Source organism: Kribbella catacumbae DSM 19601 (assembly GCF_000372465.1).
GTDB classification, from domain to species: domain Bacteria; phylum Actinomycetota; class Actinomycetes; order Propionibacteriales; family Kribbellaceae; genus Kribbella; species Kribbella catacumbae.
The window spans coordinates 1-21,256 of record NZ_AQUZ01000007.1 but is presented as its reverse complement, the minus strand read 5'-3'; the positions used below and the strand labels follow the sequence as shown (position 1 = coordinate 21,256).

The window sequence follows — 21,256 nt, the reverse complement described above, 5'->3', positions numbered from 1 at the left end:
GTATCGCCCGCGAAAGCCCTCAGGAATGACTCTGCTAGGGAGGTCTGATGAGCCAGCCTGTGATCGGGCGCCGGGCCGTCCTCCGCGGGGCCGCGCTTGGATTGGGCGCGGGTGGGTTGCTGACCGCCTGCGGGATCCCGGCCGCCAAGCAGAGCGCCGGCAGCTGCGTCAGTACCGACAAGTCGGCGACGGAGAAGTCGCTGATCTTCTCGAACTGGCCGAGCTACATGGACGAGTCCGAGGAGAAGGTCAACGGCAAGACCCTGCTGCCGACGCTGGACGCCTTCGAGAAGAAGTCCGGCATCAAGGTCACCTACACCGCCGACGTCAACGACAACGCCGAGTTCTACGCGAAGGTGCGCGACCAGCTCGGTGCCTGCCAGCCCTGCGGTCGCGACATCTTCGTCCTGACCGACTGGATGGCCGCGCGCACGGTCGGCCTCGGCTGGATCCAGAAGCTCGACCACGCCAAGATCCCGAACGTCGACAAGCACCTGCTCAAACAACTGAAGGCGCCCCGCTGGGACCCGAACCGCGACTACAGCGTGCCCTGGCAAACCGGCCTGACCGGGATCGCCTACAACGCGAAGTACACGAAGGAAGTCGGCAGCTACGCCGATCTGCTCAGCCGCGCCGATCTCAAGGGCAAGATCACGCTGCTGTCCGAGATGCCCGACACGATGTCCTTCATGCTGCGGCTGGACGGCGCCGACCCGGCGAAGTTCGACGATGCCGCCTGGAGCAAGGCGCTCGACCGGCTGAGTGGGTACGTCGCCTCCGGGCAGATCCGCCGCTTCACCGGCAACGACTACGTGCAGGACCTGAACGCCGGCAACATCGTCGCCTGCGAAGCCTGGTCGGGCGACGTGCTCGCGCTCCAGGCCGACAACCCGGACATCAAGTTCGTCATTCCGGAAGAGGGCCTCGGGCTCTGGTCGGACAACATGCTGGTGCCGAACAAGGCCGCCCACAAGGCGAATGCCGAGGCGCTGATGAACTATTACTACGACCCGGAGGTCGCGGCCACGCTGGCGGCCTGGGTGAACTACATCTGCCCGGTCGAGGGCGCCCGTGAGGCGATGGAGAAGGTCGACCCGGAGCTGGTCGACAGCCCGCTGATCTTCCCCGACCAGGCCGTCCTGGAGAAGACCTTCGCGTTCATGCCGCTGGACACGGCCAAGGCGAAGCTCTACGAAACCGACTTCAACCTCGCGATCGGGGGCTGACCGCCATGAACCTCACCGGCTCCAGCGACTTAGTGCTCAGCGGTATCAGCAAGCAGTTCGCTGGTCATCGGGCCGTGCACCAGCTGGACCTGACCGTGCCGCAGGGCGAGTTCTTCGCGCTTCTCGGCCCCTCCGGGTGCGGCAAGACCACGACGCTGCGGATGGTCGCTGGGCTGGAGGAGCCGACCGCCGGGACGATCAGTCTGGGCGACCAAGACATCACCGGGCTGCGGCCGTACAAGCGCCCGGTCAACACCGTCTTCCAGAACTACGCGCTCTTCCCGCACCTCGACATCTTCGAGAACGTCGCCTTCGGGTTGCGCCGCCGTGGCATCAAGGAGGTCAGGCAGAAGGTCGGCGAGATGCTCGACCTCGTCGAACTAGGTGCCTATGGCAAGCGAAAGCCGACCCAGCTGTCTGGTGGCCAGCAGCAACGAGTCGCGCTGGCCCGGGCGTTGATCAACCGGCCGCAGGTGCTGCTGCTCGACGAACCGCTGGGCGCGCTGGATCTCAAGCTCAGACGGCAGATGCAGATCGAGCTGAAGCGGATCCAGACCGAGGTCGGCATCACCTTCGTGCACGTCACGCACGACCAGGAAGAGGCCATGACGATGGCCGACACGATCGCGGTGATGAACGCGGGCGTGATCGAGCAGCTCGGCTCGCCTGCCGAACTCTACGACCTGCCGGCCACCACCTTCGTCGCCAACTTCCTCGGCCAGTCCAACCTGGTCCGCGCCACAATCCTCGGCCAGGCCGATGGGAGTGTCGTGGTCGACGTCCATGGCGGCAAGATCACCGTGCCGGTACCGCGCTGCCGGGTGACCGAGGGCGACGTCTGGATGGGGATCAGACCGGAGAAGGTCTTCCTCGCTCCCGCCGGCTCCGAGGAGGAGGCCGGCTCCAACGTCCTGCGATCGGCGGTCGTGACCGATGTCAGCTACATCGGCGTCAGTACGCAGTACCTGGCGAAGTTGCCGTGGGGGCAGGAGCTGACGGTGTTCGAGCAGAACACTGGGGCGCGGGCGGCGTTGAAGGTCGGGGATTCGGTCGATCTGCACTGGCAGCCGTCGCACACCTTCGTGCTCGATGCGGCGCAGGACGCCCTGGCGGGCGTCGAGGACATCGCGGACGACGCGGGATGAGCGCCCTCGTTCCCGTCCCTGCCGCCGGGAAGCCAGAGCGACAGGGGCGACGGCTGACGGCGTACCTGCTGCTCCTTCCGGGTGGCCTCTGGCTGCTGCTGTTCTTCGTCGTACCGATCGTGTCGCTGCTGGCGGCCAGCCTGTACGACCCGGATGGCTCGATCGAAGCCGGCTTCTCGATGACGTGGAGCTGGCACAACTACGTGGATGCGCTGGCCGACTATGCACGGCCGTTCGGGCGATCGTTGTGGTACGCCTTGCTGACAACGGCTTTCTGCTTGTTGCTCGGCTATCCGCTCGCCTACGCGATCGCGTTCAAGGCCGGCCGATGGAAGAACGTGATGCTGGCGCTGGTGATCGCGCCGTTCTTCACCAGCTTCCTGATCCGGACCCTGTCCTGGAAGATGCTGCTCAGCGACAACGGCTTTGTGGTGGATGCCTTGAAGGCGGTGCACATCCTCGGCTCGGACGGTCGCCTGCTCGCGACGACGGCGGCGGTCGTGACCGGCCTGACCTACAACTTCCTGCCGTTCATGGTGCTTCCGCTCTACGCCAGCCTGGAGAAGATCGACCACCGCCTGATCGAGGCCGGTGGTGATCTCTTCGCCGGGCCGTTCACGACCTTCCGCACGGTGACGCTGCCGCTGTCGATGCCGGGGGTCGTCGCGGGCACGCTGCTGACCTTCATCCCGGCGGCCGGCGACTACATCAACGCCCAACTGCTCGGTACGCCGAAACAACGGATGATCGGCAACGACATCCAGCGACTCTTCGCGGCCGGCGCCTATCCAACGGCTGCCGCTCTGTCGGTCACGTTGATGGCGGCGATCGTCGTCCTGGTCCTCTTCTACGTACGCCGTTCCGGGACGGAGGAGCTGGTATGACGCGGGTCGGTCGCTGGATCGGACGGCACCTCATCCTCTTTGCCGGGTTGCTCGTCCTGCTGTACCTGTTCGCGCCGATCTTCGTCGTGATGCTGATGTCCTTCAATGAGCCGAAGAGCAAGCTGTCCTACACGTTCGACGGCTTCACCTGGGAGAACTGGCAGCATCCGTGCCGGCCGTCCGGGCTGTGCGAGGCGGTCAGCGTCAGCTTGCGGATCGGCCTGGTCGCCACGGTCATCGCCACCGCGCTCGGCACGTTGATGGCGTTCGCGATGGTCCGGCGACGGTTCCGCGGCCGGTCCGCGACGAACCTGTTCATCTTCCTGCCGATGGCCTCGCCGGAGATCGTGCTCGGCTCGTCGCTGCTGGCACTGTTCGTGTCGTCGGGTTTCGGCGGCCGGCTGGGCTTCTGGACGATCCTGATCGCACACGTGATGTTCTGCCTGTCGTTCGTGGTCGTCACGGTGAAGGCGCGGCTGACCGGGATGGATTCGCGGCTCGAACAGGCGGCGATGGATCTGTACGCCAACGAGTGGCAGACGTTCTGGCGGATCACCTTCCCGCTCGTCTTCCCGGGCATCCTGGCCGCCGCGCTGCTCAGCTTCTCGCTGTCGTTCGACGACTTCATCATCACCAACCTGAACGCCGGGACGACGGTGACCTTCCCGATGTTCGTCTGGGGTTCGGCGCAACGCGACATCCCGCCACAGATCAACGTCATCGGTACGGCGATGTTCCTGCTCGCGTTGGTCTTGGTACTAGGTGGAGAACTGGCCCGCCGGCGGCGGAATGCCCGGGTTCGGTGAGCGAGATGCGGGCGCTCGCCGATGCCGCGCTGCGTGACGCCGAGCCCCGCGTCTTCTGGCTGGACGACCTTTCCGCGCCCGATACCGCGGAACCGCTCGTGGGCGACCAGCGCGCCGACCTCGCAATCGTCGGCGGCGGCTACACCGGCCTGTGGACAGCGCTTCGAGCCAAAGAGCGCTACCCGTCGCTCGATGTGGTCGTCCTGGAGGCGGGGACCTGTGGGAACGCGGCGAGTGGTCGCAATGGTGGGTTCTGTGCTGCAAGCCTGACGCACGGATTCGGCAACGGCCTGGCTCGGTGGCCGGACGAGTTGCCGTTGCTGGAGCGGCTCGGTGAGGAGAACCTCGAGGCGATCGGCGCGACCATCGCGAAGTACGGGATCGACTGCGGCTGGGAGCGGACGGGTGAGCTGACGGTCGCGACGGCTCCGCACCAACTGGACGATCTGGCCGAGGAAGCTGAGGCCCGGCAAGCGCTCGGCCACAACTTGACCCTGCTCGATGGTGACCAGACCCGCGCCGAGGTGAACTCCCAGACCTACCTTGGCGCGCTCGCCGATCACGACGGCACCGCGCTGGTCGAACCGGCCAGACTCGCCTGGGGACTCAGACGAGTCTGCCTCGACCACGGTGTGCGGATCCATGAGCACTCGCCGGTGACCAGCCTGCGCGGCGACTTGTTGCGCACGGCAACAGGGTCCGTACGCGCGGGCAGAATCGCCCTGGCCACCAATGCCTTTCCCTCGTTGCTCCGGCGTCTACGTCTCTACACCGTCCCGGTTTATGACCTTGTCCTCGCTACGGAGCCGCTGTCGGCCGAGCAACTGTCTGCGATCGGCTGGCGCCATCGCCAGGGCATCGGCGACGCGTCGAACCTCTTCCACTACTACCGGCTCACCCGGGACAACCGGATCCTGTGGGGCGGCTACACCCCGCTCTACCACTTCGGCAGCCGCATCAACCCGGCCCTCGAACAGCGCGACACCGTCCACGAAATGCTGGCCCGGCACTTCTTCACGACCTTCCCGCAACTGGAAGGCCTGCGCTTCACCCACCGCTGGGGCGGCGTGATCGACACCAGCACCCGCTTCTGCGCCTTCTTCGGCACCGCCTCCGAAGGCCGCATCGCCTACGCCCTCGGCTACACCGGCCTAGGAGTGGCCGCGACCCGCTTCGGCGCCGACGTCATGCTCGACCTCCTGTACGGCGAAACCTCCGAGCGCACAGAGCTCCGGATGGTCCGCGAGCGCCCACTCCCGTTCCCGCCCGAGCCAATCCGCGCCGCCGGCATCCACCTGACCCGCTGGTCGATGGCGCAGGCCGATGCCCACGGCGGTCACCGCAACCTGTGGCTGCGAACTCTCGACCGCCTTGGACTCGGCTTCGACTTCTAACCCACCCACCCGTTCATTCGCCCCCTTTTCACCCTCCTGATCAGCGACCTCGCAACCGCTAGCGGCAATCGAAGGTGAAAAGGGGGCGAACGAACGGAAGGAGGTGCGGCGCTAGAGGTGCCCTTCGGCTTCGGTGAGGACCGAGCGAAGGATCTGTTCCATCTCGTCGAAGTGGGACTGGTCGCAGATCAGTGGCGGGGACAGCTGGATCACTGGGTCGCCGCGGTCGTCGGCGCGGCAGTAGAGGCCGGCGTCGAAGAGGGCCTTCGAGAGGAAGCCGCGCAGCAGTCGCTCGGATTCCTCGTTGTTGAAGGTCTCCTTGGTCGCCTTGTCCTTGACCAGTTCGATTCCGTAGAAGTACCCGTCACCGCGGACGTCGCCGACCAGAGGCAGGTCGAGCAGCTTCTCGAGCGTCGCACGGAACTCCCCCTCAGTGTCCCGGACGTGCTCGTTGATGCCCTCACGCTCGAAGATGTCGAGATTCGTGAGCGCGACGGCCGCGGAGACGGGATGCCCCCCGAAGGTGTAGCCGTGAGCGAACGACGTGTTGCCCTGCAGGAACGGCTCGATCAGCCGGTCCGTGGCGATCATCGCGCCCAACGGGGCATAGCCGGAGGTGAGACCCTTCGCGCAGGTGATCATGTCCGGCTGGTAGCCGTACCGCTCCGCGCCGAACATGTGGCCGAGCCGCCCATAGGCGCAGATCACCTCGTCGCTGACCAGCAGTACGTCGTACTGGTCGCAGATCTCGCGGACCCGTTCGAAGTACCCGGGCGGTGGTGGGAAGCAGCCGCCCGCGTTCTGGACCGGCTCCAGGAAGACGGCGGCGACGGTGTCGGGCCCCTCGTTCTCGATCGCGACGGCGATCTGGTCCGCCGCCCAGCGGCCGAAGGCGACCGGGTCGTCGCCGTGGATCGGGGCGCGGTAGATGTTCGTGTTCGGCACGCGGAAGGTGCTCGGTACCAGCGGCTCGAACTGTGCCTTGAGGTCCGGCAGGCCGGTGATCGAGAGCGCGCCGTGGGTGGTGCCGTGGTAGGCGATCGCGCGGCTGATCACCTTGTGCTTCATCGGCTTGCCGGTCAGCTTGAAGTAGTTCTTCGCGAGCTTCCAGGCGGTCTCGACGGCCTCGCCGCCACCGCTGGTGAAGAAGACCCGGTTGAGGTCGCCCGGCGCATAGCCGGCCACTCGCTCGGCCAGCTCGATCGACTTCGGGTGCGCGTAGGACCAGAGCGGGAAGAACGCCAGCTCGGAGGCCTGCTTGGCGGCGGCCTCGGCGAGCTCGGTCCGGCCGTGCCCTAGCTGGCTGACGAACAGTCCCGCTAGGCCGTCCAGGTACCGCTTGCCGCGGGCGTCGTAGATGTAGACGCCGTCGCCACGGACGATGACGGGCACCTCAGCGGTCTGATAGCTCCCCATCCTGGTGAAATGCATCCAGAGGTGGTCACGGGCGGACTGCTGCAGACGAGCGAAGTCGGCGTCGTCAAGGGCGTCGGACGGCATCATCGTTTTCCTCATCTCAAGCTGGCCGGTGCCCGCCATCCTGCCCGCCAGCTCACTACCTGGCAAGTGATTTCGTTCCCGTGTGGCGTATATCCTGCCGAAGTCAGCAGTCGGCAGCCACATTTCATTCGGATTCCGTACCACGAGGAGAATGCTCGAGTGGACACTCTCTTCATCAACGGCTCCCTCTTCGACGGCCACACCTACCGCCCCGGCTGGTCGGCAGCCACCCACGCTGGCCGCATCCTCGCCACAGGTCCCGCCGCCGCCGACAGCAATGTCTGGCCCGAACTCCACGGCCCGGATACGCAAGTGGTCGACCTGGATGGCGGCTTGTTGTTACCCGGCTTCGTCGACGCCCACGTCCACCCCGTCCAAGGCGGCCTCGAACGCGCCCGCTGCGACCTCTCCCCGATATCGGGCCGCGAGCCAACCCTCCACACGATCTGGACCTACGCCAACGCCAACCCCGACCTCGACTGGATCCTAGGCGGCGGCTGGCACCAACCCGACTACCCCAACGGCACCCCCACCGCAGCCGACCTCGACACCGCCATCAGCGACCGCCCAGCCTTCCTGGTCAACGCCGACCACCACAGCGCCTGGGTCAACTCGCGCGCACTAACCCTCGCCGGCATCGACGCCCGTACGCCGGACCCCGCCGACGGCCGCATCGAACGCGCCCCCGACGGCACCCCAACCGGCACCCTCCACGAAGGAGCGATGGACCTAGTCGGCCGCCTAGTCCCCCCAACCACCCACGAGGAGCAAGTAGCCGCCCTCCTCGACGCCCAGACCCATCTCCACTCCCTAGGCATCACCGGCTGGCAAGACGCAATCCTCGGCGACTACGCAAACCTCACCGACTCAACCCCGGCGTACGTCGAACTGGCCCGCACCGGCCGCCTCACCGCCCGCGTCAACGGCGCCCTCTGGTGGCGCCGCGACCTCGGCGCCGAGCAAATCCCCGGACTCTTAGAGCGCAGGAAAGCCCTGCAATTCCCGCGCCTAAAAGCCCGCAGCGTCAAGATCATGCAAGACGGCGTAGCCGAGAACTTCACAGCAGGCATGCTCGACCCCTACTACGACGGCTGTGGCTGCCGTACTGCGAACGCAGGCCTCTCCTTCGTAGACCCGCAAGCCCTGCGCGAGCACGTCACCGCGCTCGACGACGCCGGCTTCCAGGTCCACGTGCACGCGATCGGCGACCGCGCCGTCCGCGAAGCACTAGATGCTTTCGAGGCCGCCCGGATGGCGAACGGCGAGACCGACCTGCGCCACCACATCGCTCACCTCCAGGTCGTGCACCCAGACGATGTCGCCCGATTCGCCGCCCTCGGCGTGACAGCGAACATGCAAGCTCTCTGGGCGGTCTACGAGCCGCAGATGATCGACCTGACGATCCCGTTCCTCGGTCCGGAGCGAACTGCCTGGCAATACCCCTTCGGCGATCTCGCACGCTCAGGTGCTCGGCTCGCGGCCGGATCCGACTGGCCGGTGTCGAGTCCGGACCCGCTGGCCGCAGTACAGGTTGCTGTGAATCGGCGAACCGGCGACGGCGAGTACGAGCCGTTCCTGCCGGAGCAGGCGCTCGACCTGGCGACCGCGCTGGCGGCGTACACGTCGGGCAGCGCTTGGGTGAACCACGCCGATGAGACCGGCCGGATCGAGCCCGGGATGCTCGCCGACCTGACCGTGCTCGACCGCGACCCGTTCCGCGCGCCGATGGAAGAGATCGAACGCGCACGCGTTCGGGCGACTTATGTCGAAGGAGAACTCGTCTTCGGCGGATGATTTCGTCAGTCAGTTGGCCGAAGGCCTACCGAATTCGTTGTGAGTGCCATTAGGCTCGCCCGCATGCAGACGCTCTCGAATCTCGTGGACGGCAAACCCACCAGCGCGCTCGGCGGTGCGACGTACGACGTGGTCGATTCGGCGACGGGCGAGGTCTACGCGCAGGCGCCGAAGTCCGGGGCGGAGGACGTCGACCAGGCGATGAAGGCGGCGGCCCGGGCCTTCGAGACCTGGCGGGACACGACGCCGGCCGATCGGCAGCGGATGTTGCTGAAGATCGCGGACGCGCTGGAGACGAGGTCGGACGAGTTCACGAGGGTGGAGAGTGAGAACACCGGCAAGCCGCTCGCGCTCACGGCGAGCGAGGAGCTGCCGCCGTGTGTCGACCAGCTGAGGTTCTTCGCCGGAGCGGCTCGCGTGCTCGAAGGCCGGTCGGCCGGGGAGTACCTGGCCGGTCATACGTCGTGGATCCGGCGGGAGCCGATCGGTGTCGTCGGTCAGGTGACACCGTGGAACTACCCGCTGATGATGGCGATCTGGAAGATCGCGCCGGCGCTGGCCGCCGGCAACACGGTCGTCCTGAAGCCGAGCGACACTACGCCCGCGTCGACGGTGTTGCTGGCTGAACTGTGCAATGAATTCCTGCCGCCCGGCGTCTTCAACGTTGTCTGTGGGGACCGGGACACGGGTCGGGCGCTGGTTGACCATGAGATCCCGCAGCTGGTTGCGATCACTGGTTCGGTGCGGGCCGGGATGGAGGTCGCGTCCGCGGCGGCGCGTCAGCTCAAGCGCACGCATCTGGAGCTCGGCGGCAAGGCGCCGGTGGTTGTCTTCGACGATGCCGACCTAGAGGCGGCCGCCGAGGCGATCGCGGGAGCGGGCTACTTCAACGCCGGCCAGGACTGCACCGCCGCGACCCGGGTGCTCGCGGGTCCGCGCATCCATGACGACTTCGTCGCGGCGCTCACCGAGCAGGCTCGGTCGACGAAGACCGGGCGGCCCGAGGACGACGTCGCGTACGGCGCTCTGAACAACGCCGACCAGCTCAGCCGGGTCAGCGGTTTCGTCGACCGCCTTCCCGACCACGCTGCACTCCAGACCGGCGGCAACGCGGTCGGCGATCGCGGCTACTTCTACGAGCCCACGGTCGTGTCGGGCCTACGGCAGGACGACGAGGCGATCCAGCAGGAGATCTTCGGCCCGGTGATCACCGTCCAGCGCTTCAGCGACGAGGACGAGGCCCTGCGCTGGGCCAACGGCGTCGAGTACGGCCTGGCCTCCTCGGTCTTCACCCGCGACCACGGCCGCGCGATGCGAATGGCCCGCCGCCTCGACTTCGGCTGCGTCTGGATCAACACCCACATCCCGATCGTCGCCGAAATGCCCCACGGCGGCTTCAAGAACTCCGGCCACGGCAAAGACCTCTCCATGTACGGCCTCGAGGACTACACCCGCATCAAGCACGTGATGTCCAACATCGAGGTTTAACCACTTTGTGCTCGGCCTGGCCATTCCGCTGGCCAGCAGACGCTCAGGGGGCGGAGCACAAAGTGGTCCCTGCCGTGGCGCCGCGGGGCTCAGATGACCTCGAGGAAGTCCTTCCCGGGCAGCTCTGGGAAGGGCGCGTGCGGCTCGGTCTGGTACCAGAAGGACGTGGACGCGAGATCGTCCTGCAGCAACAAGAACCGCCCGTCCCGGCGCCAGCCCAGAGCTTGGACGGTGACGCGGAGGTCGCTGGTGAAGCGGATCGTGTCGGCGATGTGCCAGCGATAAAGCCCGAAGCGTTGCTGGTTCTGCATGAAGCCGTCGGGCTGGATCGCCTGTGGCATGCCGAGGTACGGCGTGGTGAAGGTGGCGTAGGTGTTCGCGGGATGAACGAATCCCCACGCGCCACCGAAGTAGTCCTCCGTGCCCGTGCCACAGATCGTCGGATACTCGTCGTCCCCGTCGAGGTAGAACTTCACCTCGCCCTCACCCCACCACCCGGTGTTGTTGCAGCCCCACGCGAGATACGTCCCGACGTACTGCCCCTCACCCCGTCCGCCGTCCAGCAGCGTGTGCACTTCGCCGTACGGGACCGGGTTGCTCCGTCGCCATTGGGCGTGCAGGTACGCCATGTCGTCGGGGATCTCGGTGCGCAGGAAGTCCACCTGGTAGAAGCCCTCGATCGGCGTCTCCAGCAGGTTCTCGACGGTGATCCGGGCGCCGGCCCGGAACGGCATCTGCCAATAGCTGTTGAAGCCACCCGACGGGTTCACCGCGATCGGCACCGAGCTGACCTGGCAGTGCTCACCCCACCCGTTGCAGAAGAAGTCTCCGAGCGGTACTTCGATCGACGGCGTCTCCTCGTCGTCCCAGTAGGCGCGCAGCACGATCGATCGCCACGTCTTCGCGTCGACGGTCATCCACAGATGCGTGATCGCCACCCTGCCAGACCACCCGCGCCGCACCCGGAGCAAGTGGTCTAACTCAGGTTCACCGATACGAGTCGAGCCGCGCCGCCACCTTCTCGAAGACGGCCAGCTCGTGCTCCTTCGGCGCGTAGACCACCAGCTCGTTGAAGCCGATCTTGCGGTAGCGCTCGACCAGTCGCGCGAATCCGTCCTCGGATGCCCACGGATCGATCTGCCCGTAGGCCAGCAGGATCCGCCGGATCTCCCGCCCGCCGAGCACCTCGTCCAGCGCCTGCCCGCGCTCGACCGACTTCGCGTAGAACTCCTCCTCGGCGGCTGCACCGGGGAAGGTCACCCAACCGTCCGCGTGAGCGGCAACCACCGCGAGAGCGCGCGGAGCGTTCGCCGCCACGATCAAGGGCAGCCGCTCCTGCACCGTTCCCGGCGTCATCGCCGCCAACGTGTACGGGTAGTACGGCCCGTCGTGGTCGGTCACATCTCCCGACAGCAGCCGGTCCACGACCGCCACGAACTCGGCCAGCCGGTCGGTCCGCTCGCGCGCGGTCCAGACCGGCGTACCGGCCATGCCGTGGTCGGTGGGCCAGACGCCGGAGCCGATGCCCAGGTCGAATCGTCCGCGGGACACGTGGTCGAGTGTGGTCGCCTGCTTGGCGAGCACGGTCGGGTGCCGGAACACCATGTTCGCGATCAGCAGCCCGACCCGGATCCTGCTCGTGGTCGCCGCCCAGCCGGCGATGACGGTCGGCCCGTCGTGCACCGGGATGGCGGGGTCTCGTGGGTTGCGCAGGTTGTCGCCGGTCCAGAGGCCGTCGAACCCGGCCGACTCGGCGATGCCCGCCCAGCGTGCCGCGTCGTCCCAACCCGCTGGATTCACCTTGAGCCCGAATCGCATGCCGTCCCCTCCCGGAGTTCTGAACGCCCAGCCTGTCACGGAATACTTTCCGGGCGCGAAACACTGCCCTGGAGGACCTCACGACACGCCCCAGTGGTCTACTCGGTTTGCTTTACCCACCGCATCCGGGCAGCCACAGTAGGCCCATCAGCACGGGGGCTCCGGCAGGTCGGCAGCGGTACGCCGGGCACCCGACCGACCCGCAGAAGGCAGAGGTACCGCAGCCAGTGACCGCCAGCCCGCCCGTCGCCGTCGCCGTGTTCGGACCAGCCGGCCCGTCGGCCCCTGTCCTCGCCGCGCTCGACCGCGCCGGGATCGCCAGCGCGCGACCAACTGACTTCGGCGAACTCAACCTCACCGAGACAGCGCCCGGTCGCTTCGAGTCGGAGCCGCAACTGCTTGCCGACGGCACCCACACCTTCACGGTGGACGGCGCAGTGGCCAGTGTCGAGGTCAGGTCCAGAGAGCAGCGCTATCGCCGGATGGTCGACAAGGGCATCGCCTGGTTCGACCGCGCCGGCATGTTCTACGACGCACCCGACGGCTCGAAGGGCGTCGCCGAAGGCTTCTCCAACGAGGTCGGTCTGGACGGCAAGCTCCCGTTCCGCCCGGTACCGCGCGGCGACTGCTTCACCCAGGTCGCCCACGCCTTCCGCCTGTACGCCGACCTCGCCGACTTCCCGCGCGGCAAGACGATCGCCACCAACCTGATGCGCCTGGTCGTCGAGGAGCAGCAACTCACCGACCACAACGCGCTCTTCGGTGCCTGGGAACCGCGTGGCGCTCGCACCGATCTGACCGCTACCAATAACCTGTTCGCCGATGACGACGGCTGGATCTCATTGTTCGCACTGATCTCCGGCGACACCCGGTCCGGCCTGCGCGGCGTCGAGTCCCTGATCCGTACCGCGAACGAGGAACTGGGCCTGCAAGTCGACCCATGGCGCACGCCGTCGACGATCCTGGTCAAGGGCTGGGACGAGATCGCCCGTACGCCGATCGCCGACGGCCTCGACCTCACGTCGCACTGGCAGAGCTCAGCGCTTTGCTCCTATCTCTACGCGTACGGCGTGACGGACGAGCAGGCCTATCTCGACATCGCTACCCGCGGTCTCGACCACATGGCGACGCATTTCCCACGGGTTCGCCTGGAGACCAGCCGGACCTGCGAGGCGGGGCGATTCCTGCTGCCCTTGGTCGGCGGCTATCTCTACACCCGGAAGCCGCTCTATCTCGACACGTTGCGCGCGCTGGCGCAGTACCTGAAGAGCAGGCAAGGGCCGGATGGCGGCTTCGCCGAATGGGACGGGAAGTGCCCGCCGAGCAACGAGGCGTACGGCGTGGACGAGGCGTCCATCTTCCAGGCGAACGGAGACCCGGTCACGGACCAGCTCTACGGAACGCCATTCGCCGCCTGGGCCTTGCCGCTCGCGTACCAGGTCACCGGTGAGGAGATCTTCGGCGAACTGGCGACCGGAGTACTGGATTATCTGTCGCGGATCCAGACCGATGATCCGTCGGACGAGCAGCTCGACGGGACCTGGCAGCGAGCCTTCGACTTCGAGGCGTGGGAGTACGTCGGCTCGAACGCCGACCTCGGCTGGGGTCCGTACTGCGTGGAGACCGGGTGGTCCGTCGCGCCTTCGCTGATCGGTGCGATGCTCTGGCTGACCGGTGCGGAGTTCTTTCCCTCGCCTACTGCCGACCGGAGCGAGTTGGTCGCCTCGGTGCGCTCGGAGTTCGACGCTATCGCGGCGGGGAAGGCGGCGCCACCGGCAACCTTCAGTCGGCGAGAAGACGGCCGGATCCTGCGCATGCAAGGCGATGCTGAGGCGCTACTCGGTGACCTGATCGCCGCGGGCGACCCGGTCTGGGCGCGCAACGAACCGGTTGGCGCGGTGGAGATCTACGTCCACGGCGCCGACGGCCACCTGCACCACACCTACCTCGACGACAGCCTCGGCCAAGGTCGCTGGCGGCAGCTGGGCGATCTGGAGTTGGCGGACGATCCGGTCGTGGCGTTCAACCCCGGCGCGGACGCGATCGAGGTCTATGCCCTCGGCAAGGATCGACATATCCACCACTGCTCGATGATCGACGTCCGTGGCGGCCACACGCCGTGGGAACAGGTCGGCACCCTGCACTTCCAGGGCTCACCCGCCATCCTGTACGACGAAACGCTCGGTACCGTCAGACTCACGGCCAACGACCTCGCGGGCCAAGATCGTCGTACCCGCAAGGTCAATCGCTGGCACCTTCCCTGGCAGGACTACTCCCACTGGATCACAGCATGAGCCATCTAGCCTTCGACGGCGGCCAGTCGGCTCTCCGTCTCCGAGTACTCCCCTCCGGCACAACGGCCGAAGGCCCCGGCTACGCCCACGGAAGCAACAGTGTGCAGGCCACCCTGGAGGCCATCCGCCTCGCGTCGGAGAAGGCGGGGGTGAGCGAGCCGGTCGAGGTCGTCGCGCTCGGGCTCACCGGGTTCCCGCAGGATCCGGCGACGGCGAGGAAGCTTGCCGAGGGCATCGGAGAGTTGTTGCAGGCAACAGAAGTGCGCCTGACCCAGGACATGGTGACCGCGCATGCGGGTGCTCTGCCGGACGGGTACGGCGTGGTGGTTGCCGCAGGCACCGGGTTGGTTTGCCTGGCGGTTGACCGCGACGGCTCCTGGTACAAGGTCGACGGGCACGGGTACATGTTCGGCGACGCCGGGAGCGCCTTCGCGATCGGCCGAGCGGGCCTCGTCGCAGTACAGCGTGCTCGTGACGGTCGTGGCCCCGCCACCACACTCGCCGAGACCGAACTGGATCCGATCGCGCTGTATCCGTCGCCGACCCTCGTGGATGACGTGGCCCGCTTCGCGCCCGAAGTACTGCGTCGTGCTGCCGAGGACGATCTCGTTGCCCAAGACATCGTCCTGCGGGCCGCTGCCGACATCGCGGAGACGATCGCGACCGCCGTAGGCCGACTAGCCGGCAACGAACCAGTCCCTGTGGCCTGCGTAGGCGGCCTGTTCGCGGGCGCCGGCGAGCAACTCGCCGCGCCAATGCGAGCGGCCCTGCCGGCTCGCGCACACCTGACCGAGGCGGCAGGCAACTCCCTCGACGGTGCCGAACGCTTGGCCACAGCGCCACCAGGCCCGTACGCCGAACTGCTCGTGATCCACCGCTCGCGATGAAACAGGACCAGCTGATGTCGATCCTCGCGCCAGGCACCCTGGTGGTGTCCTGCCAAGCCGGCCCCGGCAACCCGTTCTACTCCCCCGAACCGATGGCCCTGATGGCCCGCGCCGCGGAGGCCGGGGGTGCCGGCGCCATCCGCGCCAACGGAGCCGCCGACGTGGGCGCGATCCGCGCGGTCACCGACCTGCCGATCATCGGTCTCAACAAGCTCGGCGATCCCGGTGGCGTGTTCATCACCCCGACCTTCGAGTCGGCGATCGGCCTGGTCGAGGCCGGCGCCGACCTGATCGCCCTCGACGGCACGCTCCGGCCGCGCCCCGACGGGCACCGGCTGCACCGGCAGATCGAGCGCATCCACGACGAGCTCGGCGTACCGGTGATCGCCGATGTGGACAGCCTGGAAGCCGGTCTCGCGGCCCGTGCCGATGGCGCTGATCTGGTCGCGACCACACTGTCCGGCTATACCAATGGCAACCCTCCCACCAGACCAGACGTCGACCTGGTCCGGCAGCTCGTCGCGACGCTGGACTGCCCGGTGATCGCCGAAGGCCGGATCCGTACGCCGGAAGACGTCCGGGCCGTGTGCGAAGCCGGTGCCTATGCCGTTGTCGTCGGCTACGCGATCACGAATCCGATGGACATCACGGCCCGGCTGGTCGGCGCGATTCCTCGGGGGTGACCTCACGCAAGTGGTCTAGTCCAGGTTGCCGGATCATCTTCCCCGCCGTCTTCGGCAGGCGTATCCATGAGCCAACTCTTCCCGAGATAGGACGCGACAGATGAGAACTGACGGCCAGGTCGACCGCCGTACCCTCCTCCGCGTGGCTCTGGCCGCGCCTGCCGTCGGCCTGCTCGCCTCGTGCGCGAAGCCGGTCGCCGACAAAGCTGGCCCTGCCGTCCAGACCGCCAACAAGGTCGACTACAGCAAGGTCGACGGCGGCAAGGCGCTGGAGTTCTTCAACTTCGACGGCGGCTACGGCAAGGACTGGACCACCATGCCGCTGGACCTGTACCGCAAGGAGTTCCCGCAGGCCAAGGTCACGCTGACCAGCGGGCAGAAGCTCCAGCAGCAGCTACAGCCGCGGTTCATCCAGGGCAACCCGCCCGACCTGATCGAGAACGTCGGCCTGGACGGCGCCACGCTGGCTTCGCAGAGGCAGGTGATGGACATCGGTGAGCTGCTCGAGATGGAGTCGTACGACCAGCCGGGCGTGAAGGTCAAGGACACCCTGCTGCCGGGCGTCGCCGAGGCCGGCCGGTACGACGGCGTGAAGTACGAGATGCCGTACGTCTTCGGCGTCTCCGGCCTCTGGTACAGCCAGCCGTTGATGGACAAGCACGGCTGGAAGTACCCGAAGCACTGGGACGAGATGCTCAAGGTGTGCGAGGAGATCCTCACCTTGCTGACCTTCCGGCTGACCCGGCGCGAGCGAGTGGAGTACTGATGGGGGAACGAGCGGACGCGACAGTACGGCGTACCGTCGCGTCGCGTGTCTTCGGCGGAACGAGCCAGGGCTTCGTGCTGATCTGGGGCGTGATGGTGGTGTTCCCACTGCTCTGGGCGGTGGTGAGCTCGTTCAAGTCCGACGCGGAGATCTTCAAGAGCCCGTGGACGCTGCCGGCCGTCTGGCGCTGGGAGAACTTCGAGCGGGCCTGGACCGAGTCGCACATCGGCGCGTACTTCTTCAACAGCCTGGTCGTCGTCGGCAGCGGGGTCGTGCTGACGCTGATCCTGTCGTCGGCGGTCGCGTATGTGCTGGCCCGCTTCGAGTTCCCCGGCAACCGCGTCCTGTACTACGTGTTCGTCGGCGGCATGGTGTTTCCGGGCTTCCTGGCGCTGGTGCCGTTTGTTCTTCGTCGTCCAGAACCTCGGGCTGCTGAACACGTACGCCGGGCTGATCCTGGTCTACGCGACGCACGGAATGTCGTTCTCGGTGTTCTTCCTGACCGCGTTCTTCCGGACCCAGTCGAAGGAGCTCGCCGAGGCCGCGCTGGTCGACGGCTGCTCGCACTGGGGTGTGCTGTTCCGGATCATGCTGCCACTGGCCCGGCCGGGGCTGGTCAGCATCGGCATCTTCCAGTTCCTCGGGATGTGGAACGAGTACCTGCTCCCGCTCGTGCTCAACACCGACGAGAAGCGCTATCTCGTCACCCAGGGTTTGGCAAACATCGCTGTGACGCAGGGTTATCACAGTGACTTCTCCGGGCTGTTCGCCGGACTGACCATTTCGATCCTGCCCGTGCTGGGCGTCTACTTGGTGTTCCACAAGCAGATCAGCACGGGAATGACCGCTGGAGCGTTGAAATGAGCGCACGACCGAACAGCACGCGGCGGCTCGATGCGGGTGCTGAGCTGCTGCTGGCGGCGGTGTCCTTGGACGTGACCCCACCGCCGGGTCACCGCCTCGACGGCTACTCCGCCCGCAAGGGAGTGGCCACCGGTACTGCGGATCAGTTGCGCGCGACGATGATCTGGCTCAGTACCTTCGACTCCCCAGGCGTCCTCTGGCTGAGCGTAGATGCGATCGCGATCGGCGCGTCGCTGGCGGCCGAGCTGTCCGCTGCGGCGGGTGCTGCGGCCGGCATTCCACCGGAGTGCGTCTTGGTGTGTGCGTCGCACACTCACTCGGCGCCGTCGGGGTGGACCGGCCAGATCCACCCGGTCATCTCCGCCTCCCGAGAGGCTCCGCTGTACGAGGCGCTCGCGGCCGCTGTCGCGAGTGCCCGGCTGGAGCGCCAACCGGTCCGCGCCTCCTGGCGCTCGACCGAGGTCGTCGGCGTCGGCACGAACCGGCACCGCCGCAATGGGCCCCACGACAATACGGCCGGCGTTCTAACGTTGCACTCCGTCGCCGACCAAACCCTCCAAGCCATCCTCCTCGACTTCGCCTGCCACCCGACGACGTACGGCCCGGAAAACCTCCTCTACTCAGCCGACTGGCCCGGCGCCACCCGTGCCGCGCTAGCCCACCTCGCCCCCGCCGCTGAGGCTGCCCCCGCCGCCAGTGCCGGCCACACGTCCACCGCCGCCTCCGGCGCCAGTGCCGGCCACACGTCCACCGCCGCCCCCGCCGCCGACTTCACCTCCGACGCCGGGGTCGCACACCCTGAGCCTGTTGTTGGTTTTCTCCAGGGCGCCGCAGGCGACGTCAGCCCGCGCTTCACCCGCCAGGGTCGCGGCGCACCCGAAGTCGAGCGCCTAGGCGGCCTCCTCGCCGCCCGAGTCGCCGAAGCCCTCGCCGAACCAGGCCTCGACCTACCCTCCGTCGCCCCAACCATCCGCCGTACGACAGTCAGCCTGAAGGTCCGCGACCTCCCCAGCCAACTGGAGACGGACGCCATGGTGGCAACCGCCGAAGCCGGCCTCGACGGCAGCCTCGACGACCCCGCCCAACGCATCGCCCAAACCCGCCTGGACGGCGCCCGAGGCCAAGCCCTGATGGCAACCGCAAGCCTCCCACCCGTCCTGGACCTCCCCATCAGCGTCGTCAAACTAGGCGACGTCGCCTGGGTCCACCTCCCCATAGAACTCTTCGCCGCCCACGGCCTCTACCTCCAAGCAGACAGCCCCCACCCCATCACCCGAGTAATCGGCTACACCGACGGCTACTACGGCTACGTAGTAGACCCCGACGCCGCCCACCACGGCACCTACGAAGCCCTAATCACCTACTTCGACCAACCCACCACCCAAGAACTCTTGACCGCAGCCACCAATCTCCTGGCCGAACCGGGGCAGGTTAGCTAGGTATTTATCGTTCGAAGTCACCCATAGTGAGAGCTGGTCCTCCGTTACACAGAGTGTTACGGTCCCCGCGGGGGACGTCGTAGTAGACGACGTCTGGGGAGGGATAGCCATGAAGCATGGCCGTGACCAGCAGCCACCTGTCCAAGGTGCTCCAACGCCACCGGACTGGATTGTGAACTGGCGGTACAACTCGCCGCCCAACTGGCCGCCGCCACCGCCCGACTGGGTACCGCCGCCGGGTTGGCTTCCCGATCCAGCCTGGGGACCCCCACCGGTCAACTGGACCTTCTGGCTCCCGCGGCAGGTCGGGGTGGCTGCACCGGCTCCCGCAGCCGAGCCAGCGCTTCCCGCGGCCCCGGCTGTGCATCAGCCGGTCAAGGCGGCGCCCGAGCCGACCATTGGACTGTTCGGGGCACGCGGAAAAGCCAAAGAGCTTGCAATCCAGGTTCAGCAACTGGCCGCCAAGAATGAGCAGCTGAGGGCTCAGCTGGACAAGCTCGGCGCCCTGTCTCTGGTAGAGCTGGAGGAGCGGAAGATCGAGCTGACCGCGGAGCTCGAGAGCCAGAGGATCACGCTGACGCGTGAACTGGAGGCAGAGCATGTACGGGGTACAACGGCCATCAACGCACTCGTCGCCGAAAAGGCGACTGTCACCGGGCAACTGCAAACCCTCCGGGACAAGCTGGTTCTGACCGAGGACACCATGATCCTTCAGGAGGTGGGCGTCTACGAATACACCCATCCACTGGATGACTCGGTCGCTTACAAGGCCGAGTTGGCCAGGCTGCAGGACCAAATCAAGGCGATGGCCCGCAAAGACGGCGGCGCGGTGTCCGGCTCGCAGCAGATGACGATGAACGGCTCGCGGCCCCAGGGCGCGAAGATGGTTCGCGAGTTCTCCAAGCTGTTGCTGAGGGCCTACAACAACGAAGCAGACAACCTGGTTCGCGGCATGCGGCCGTACAAGGTGTCCACCTCGAAGGACCGGCTCGAGAAATCCAAGGCGACCATCGTGAAGCTGGGGCAGTCGATGGACATCGAGATCGGGAGCCACTACCACGCGTTGCGTCTCAAGGAGATGGAGCTCACCGCCGACTTCCTCGAGAAGCTCGCCAGGGAGAAGGAGCACGAAAAGGAGGAGCGAGCTCGACTGCGTGAGGAACGCCAGACTCAGCTGGAGCTTCAACGTCAGCGGGAGAAACTGGAGCGCGAACGGACGCACTACGTCAATGCGTTGGCGGCACTCGAGGCCAAGGGCGATGTCGAAGCGGCCGATCGGATGCGCGCGGAGATGGGTGAGATCGAGAAGGCCATCGAGGATGTCGACTATCGCGCCGCTAACATCAGAGCCGGCTACGTCTACGTGATCTCCAACCTCGGAGCATTTGGCGAGCGCATGGTGAAGGTGGGCATGACGCGCCGGCTCGAACCACTGGACCGGGTTCGTGAGCTGTCGGACGCCTCGGTCCCGTTCAACTTCGACGTACATGCCATCCACTTCTCGAACGACGCGGTCGGTGTCGAGGCCGAGATGCACAGAAGGCTGGCGGATCGCCGAGTCAATCGGGTGAACCTGCGGAGGGAGTTCTTCTACGCCACGCCAACGGAGGTACGGGATCTGCTGGCCGCCGTCGCCGGAGATCTGCTGGAGTTCACCGAAGCCGCGGAGGCATTCGAATACCACCAGTCGATCAACGGACCTGCAGAGGCCGACGGCGGGGTGCTGGCACCCACCTGACCCGACGCTGGCCGCTCGATTGGCTCGAGAGCTTGGCACGCTTGTGTTTTGTCGGGAACTGGTTGCTGGAGGCAATAAAGCCGCGTGGTGTGCTGAGCGGGCCGGATCATGCGGCGGCGATCGCCGTGTACTACGACCCGCTGGGGCCGCTGTCGCGAGGTCGACTGGGCCCACGTCGAGCGAATGCGAGCGGAGTACCCACCGCTCAGCTCGCCCGATCTCCTCCTCGACGCCATCGATCCCATCGACTCGAACCTCGACAAGATCCGTCACCGCATCCCGACGACCTGAGACAGTAAGCCTACAGCTTTCCGGCGTTTCCTGGATGTGAGGTTTCCCCTTGTGGATAAGGGGATTCAGGCCCGGAAACTGTCGGCGGCCTCGTCTAGCCTTAGCGGTATGGACGATCGTGCAGCNGTGTTGATGAGCGGCAGCGAACTGCTGTCGGCTTACGACGCCGTGCATGAGCAGGTCGCCGCGTTGGAGGCCTACGGGGCGGAGTTGCTGGGCCGGATGGAGGAGACCGGTCA

At 66.8% G+C, this 21,256-nt stretch carries 19 protein-coding genes; 15 read left to right on the top strand and 4 right to left on the bottom strand.

Translation table 11 applies throughout. The features are described from left to right. The first annotated feature begins 47 nt into the window (after positions 1-47). Genes A3ES_RS0109585 through A3ES_RS0109565 form a run of 5 tightly spaced genes read left to right on the top strand, consistent with a single transcriptional unit; the run spans position 48 to position 5,455 of the window. On the top strand, positions 48-1,226 hold the full coding sequence (locus A3ES_RS0109585) for a polyamine ABC transporter substrate-binding protein (RefSeq protein ID WP_020386582.1): 1,179 nt from the start codon (positions 48-50) through the stop codon (positions 1,224-1,226). A gap of 5 nt (positions 1,227-1,231) precedes the next feature. After that, complete coding sequence (locus A3ES_RS0109580) at positions 1,232-2,371, top strand: ABC transporter ATP-binding protein (RefSeq protein WP_020386581.1); 1,140 nt, start codon at positions 1,232-1,234, stop codon at positions 2,369-2,371. Further along, positions 2,368-3,255, top strand: coding sequence for an ABC transporter permease (locus A3ES_RS0109575; RefSeq protein ID WP_020386580.1), 888 nt, complete (start codon positions 2,368-2,370; stop codon positions 3,253-3,255). Before A3ES_RS0109580 ends, A3ES_RS0109575 begins: the two co-directional genes overlap by 4 nt. Beyond that, the gene (locus A3ES_RS0109570; RefSeq protein ID WP_020386579.1) at positions 3,252-4,061 is read left to right on the top strand and encodes an ABC transporter permease; all 810 of its coding nucleotides are present in this window, start codon (positions 3,252-3,254) and stop codon (positions 4,059-4,061) included. Before A3ES_RS0109575 ends, A3ES_RS0109570 begins: the two co-directional genes overlap by 4 nt. Positions 4,062-4,066: 5 nt before the next feature. Continuing rightward, positions 4,067-5,455: an NAD(P)/FAD-dependent oxidoreductase gene (locus A3ES_RS0109565; RefSeq protein WP_026162713.1), complete on the top strand. Its 1,389-nt coding sequence runs from the start codon at positions 4,067-4,069 to the stop codon at positions 5,453-5,455. A gap of 111 nt (positions 5,456-5,566) precedes the next feature. Here the strand turns inward: A3ES_RS0109565 and A3ES_RS0109560 are convergent, their stop codons facing one another. Beyond that, entirely contained in the window at positions 5,567-6,955 is a 1,389-nt protein-coding gene (locus tag A3ES_RS0109560) for an aspartate aminotransferase family protein (RefSeq protein WP_040454401.1), read from the bottom strand. Positions 6,956-7,114: 159 nt separating this feature from the next. On the opposite strand from A3ES_RS0109560, the gene A3ES_RS0109555 reads away from it, so the two are divergent. Together A3ES_RS0109555 and A3ES_RS0109550 are read left to right on the top strand one after the other, a co-directional pair. After that, complete coding sequence (locus A3ES_RS0109555; protein ID WP_020386576.1) at positions 7,115-8,749, top strand: amidohydrolase; 1,635 nt, start codon at positions 7,115-7,117, stop codon at positions 8,747-8,749. A 63-nt stretch (positions 8,750-8,812) separates the two neighbouring features. After that, positions 8,813-10,237: a gamma-aminobutyraldehyde dehydrogenase gene (locus A3ES_RS0109550; RefSeq protein ID WP_020386575.1), complete on the top strand. Its 1,425-nt coding sequence runs from the start codon at positions 8,813-8,815 to the stop codon at positions 10,235-10,237. A gap of 89 nt (positions 10,238-10,326) precedes the next feature. Here A3ES_RS0109550 and A3ES_RS0109545 read toward each other — a convergent pair whose 3' ends face one another. Both A3ES_RS0109545 and A3ES_RS46755 read right to left on the bottom strand, forming a co-directional pair. Beyond that, positions 10,327-11,175, bottom strand: a complete 849-nt coding sequence (locus tag A3ES_RS0109545) for a glycoside hydrolase family 172 protein (RefSeq protein ID WP_020386574.1) — start codon at positions 11,173-11,175, stop codon at positions 10,327-10,329. 49 nt (positions 11,176-11,224) lie between these two features. Next, on the bottom strand, positions 11,225-12,055 hold the full coding sequence (locus tag A3ES_RS46755) for an LLM class flavin-dependent oxidoreductase (protein ID WP_020386573.1): 831 nt from the start codon (positions 12,053-12,055) through the stop codon (positions 11,225-11,227). A 227-nt stretch (positions 12,056-12,282) separates the two neighbouring features. Between A3ES_RS46755 and A3ES_RS0109535 the strand changes: the two genes are divergently transcribed. The 4 genes from A3ES_RS0109535 (at position 12,283) to A3ES_RS46745 (ending at position 16,685) form a co-directional block, all read left to right on the top strand. Continuing rightward, entirely contained in the window at positions 12,283-14,349 is a 2,067-nt protein-coding gene (locus A3ES_RS0109535; RefSeq protein ID WP_020386572.1) for a PLL family lectin, read from the top strand. Then, complete coding sequence (locus A3ES_RS51145; protein ID WP_020386571.1) at positions 14,346-15,236, top strand: N-acetylglucosamine kinase; 891 nt, start codon at positions 14,346-14,348, stop codon at positions 15,234-15,236. Before A3ES_RS0109535 ends, A3ES_RS51145 begins: the two co-directional genes overlap by 4 nt. Beyond that, positions 15,233-15,919, top strand: a complete 687-nt coding sequence (locus A3ES_RS0109525; RefSeq protein ID WP_020386570.1) for an N-acetylmannosamine-6-phosphate 2-epimerase — start codon at positions 15,233-15,235, stop codon at positions 15,917-15,919. Before A3ES_RS51145 ends, A3ES_RS0109525 begins: the two co-directional genes overlap by 4 nt. A gap of 100 nt (positions 15,920-16,019) precedes the next feature. Beyond that, positions 16,020-16,685, top strand: coding sequence for an extracellular solute-binding protein (locus A3ES_RS46745; RefSeq protein WP_020386569.1), 666 nt, complete (start codon positions 16,020-16,022; stop codon positions 16,683-16,685). Here A3ES_RS46745 and A3ES_RS55455 read toward each other — a convergent pair. Further along, positions 16,636-17,022, bottom strand: coding sequence for a hypothetical protein (locus A3ES_RS55455; protein ID WP_202806474.1), 387 nt, complete (start codon positions 17,020-17,022; stop codon positions 16,636-16,638). The genes A3ES_RS46745 and A3ES_RS55455 overlap by 50 nt on opposite strands. A 65-nt stretch (positions 17,023-17,087) precedes the next feature. Between A3ES_RS55455 and A3ES_RS55450 the strand changes: the two genes are divergently transcribed. From A3ES_RS55450 to A3ES_RS53900, 4 genes are all read left to right on the top strand, one after another. Beyond that, positions 17,088-17,549: a carbohydrate ABC transporter permease gene (locus A3ES_RS55450; RefSeq protein ID WP_020386568.1), complete on the top strand. Its 462-nt coding sequence runs from the start codon at positions 17,088-17,090 to the stop codon at positions 17,547-17,549. Further along, positions 17,546-18,988: a neutral/alkaline non-lysosomal ceramidase N-terminal domain-containing protein gene (locus A3ES_RS55005; RefSeq protein WP_020386567.1), complete on the top strand. Its 1,443-nt coding sequence runs from the start codon at positions 17,546-17,548 to the stop codon at positions 18,986-18,988. Before A3ES_RS55450 ends, A3ES_RS55005 begins: the two co-directional genes overlap by 4 nt. Before the next feature lie 310 nt (positions 18,989-19,298). Further along, positions 19,299-20,726 carry an SNIPE associated domain-containing protein gene (locus A3ES_RS0109505; RefSeq protein ID WP_202806473.1) on the top strand — a complete coding sequence of 476 codons (1,428 nt, stop codon included), beginning with the start codon at positions 19,299-19,301 and terminating at the stop codon, positions 20,724-20,726. A 108-nt stretch (positions 20,727-20,834) separates the two neighbouring features. Then, complete coding sequence (locus tag A3ES_RS53900) at positions 20,835-21,017, top strand: hypothetical protein (protein ID WP_157630419.1); 183 nt, start codon at positions 20,835-20,837, stop codon at positions 21,015-21,017. The last annotated feature ends 239 nt before the right edge of the window (positions 21,018-21,256 follow it).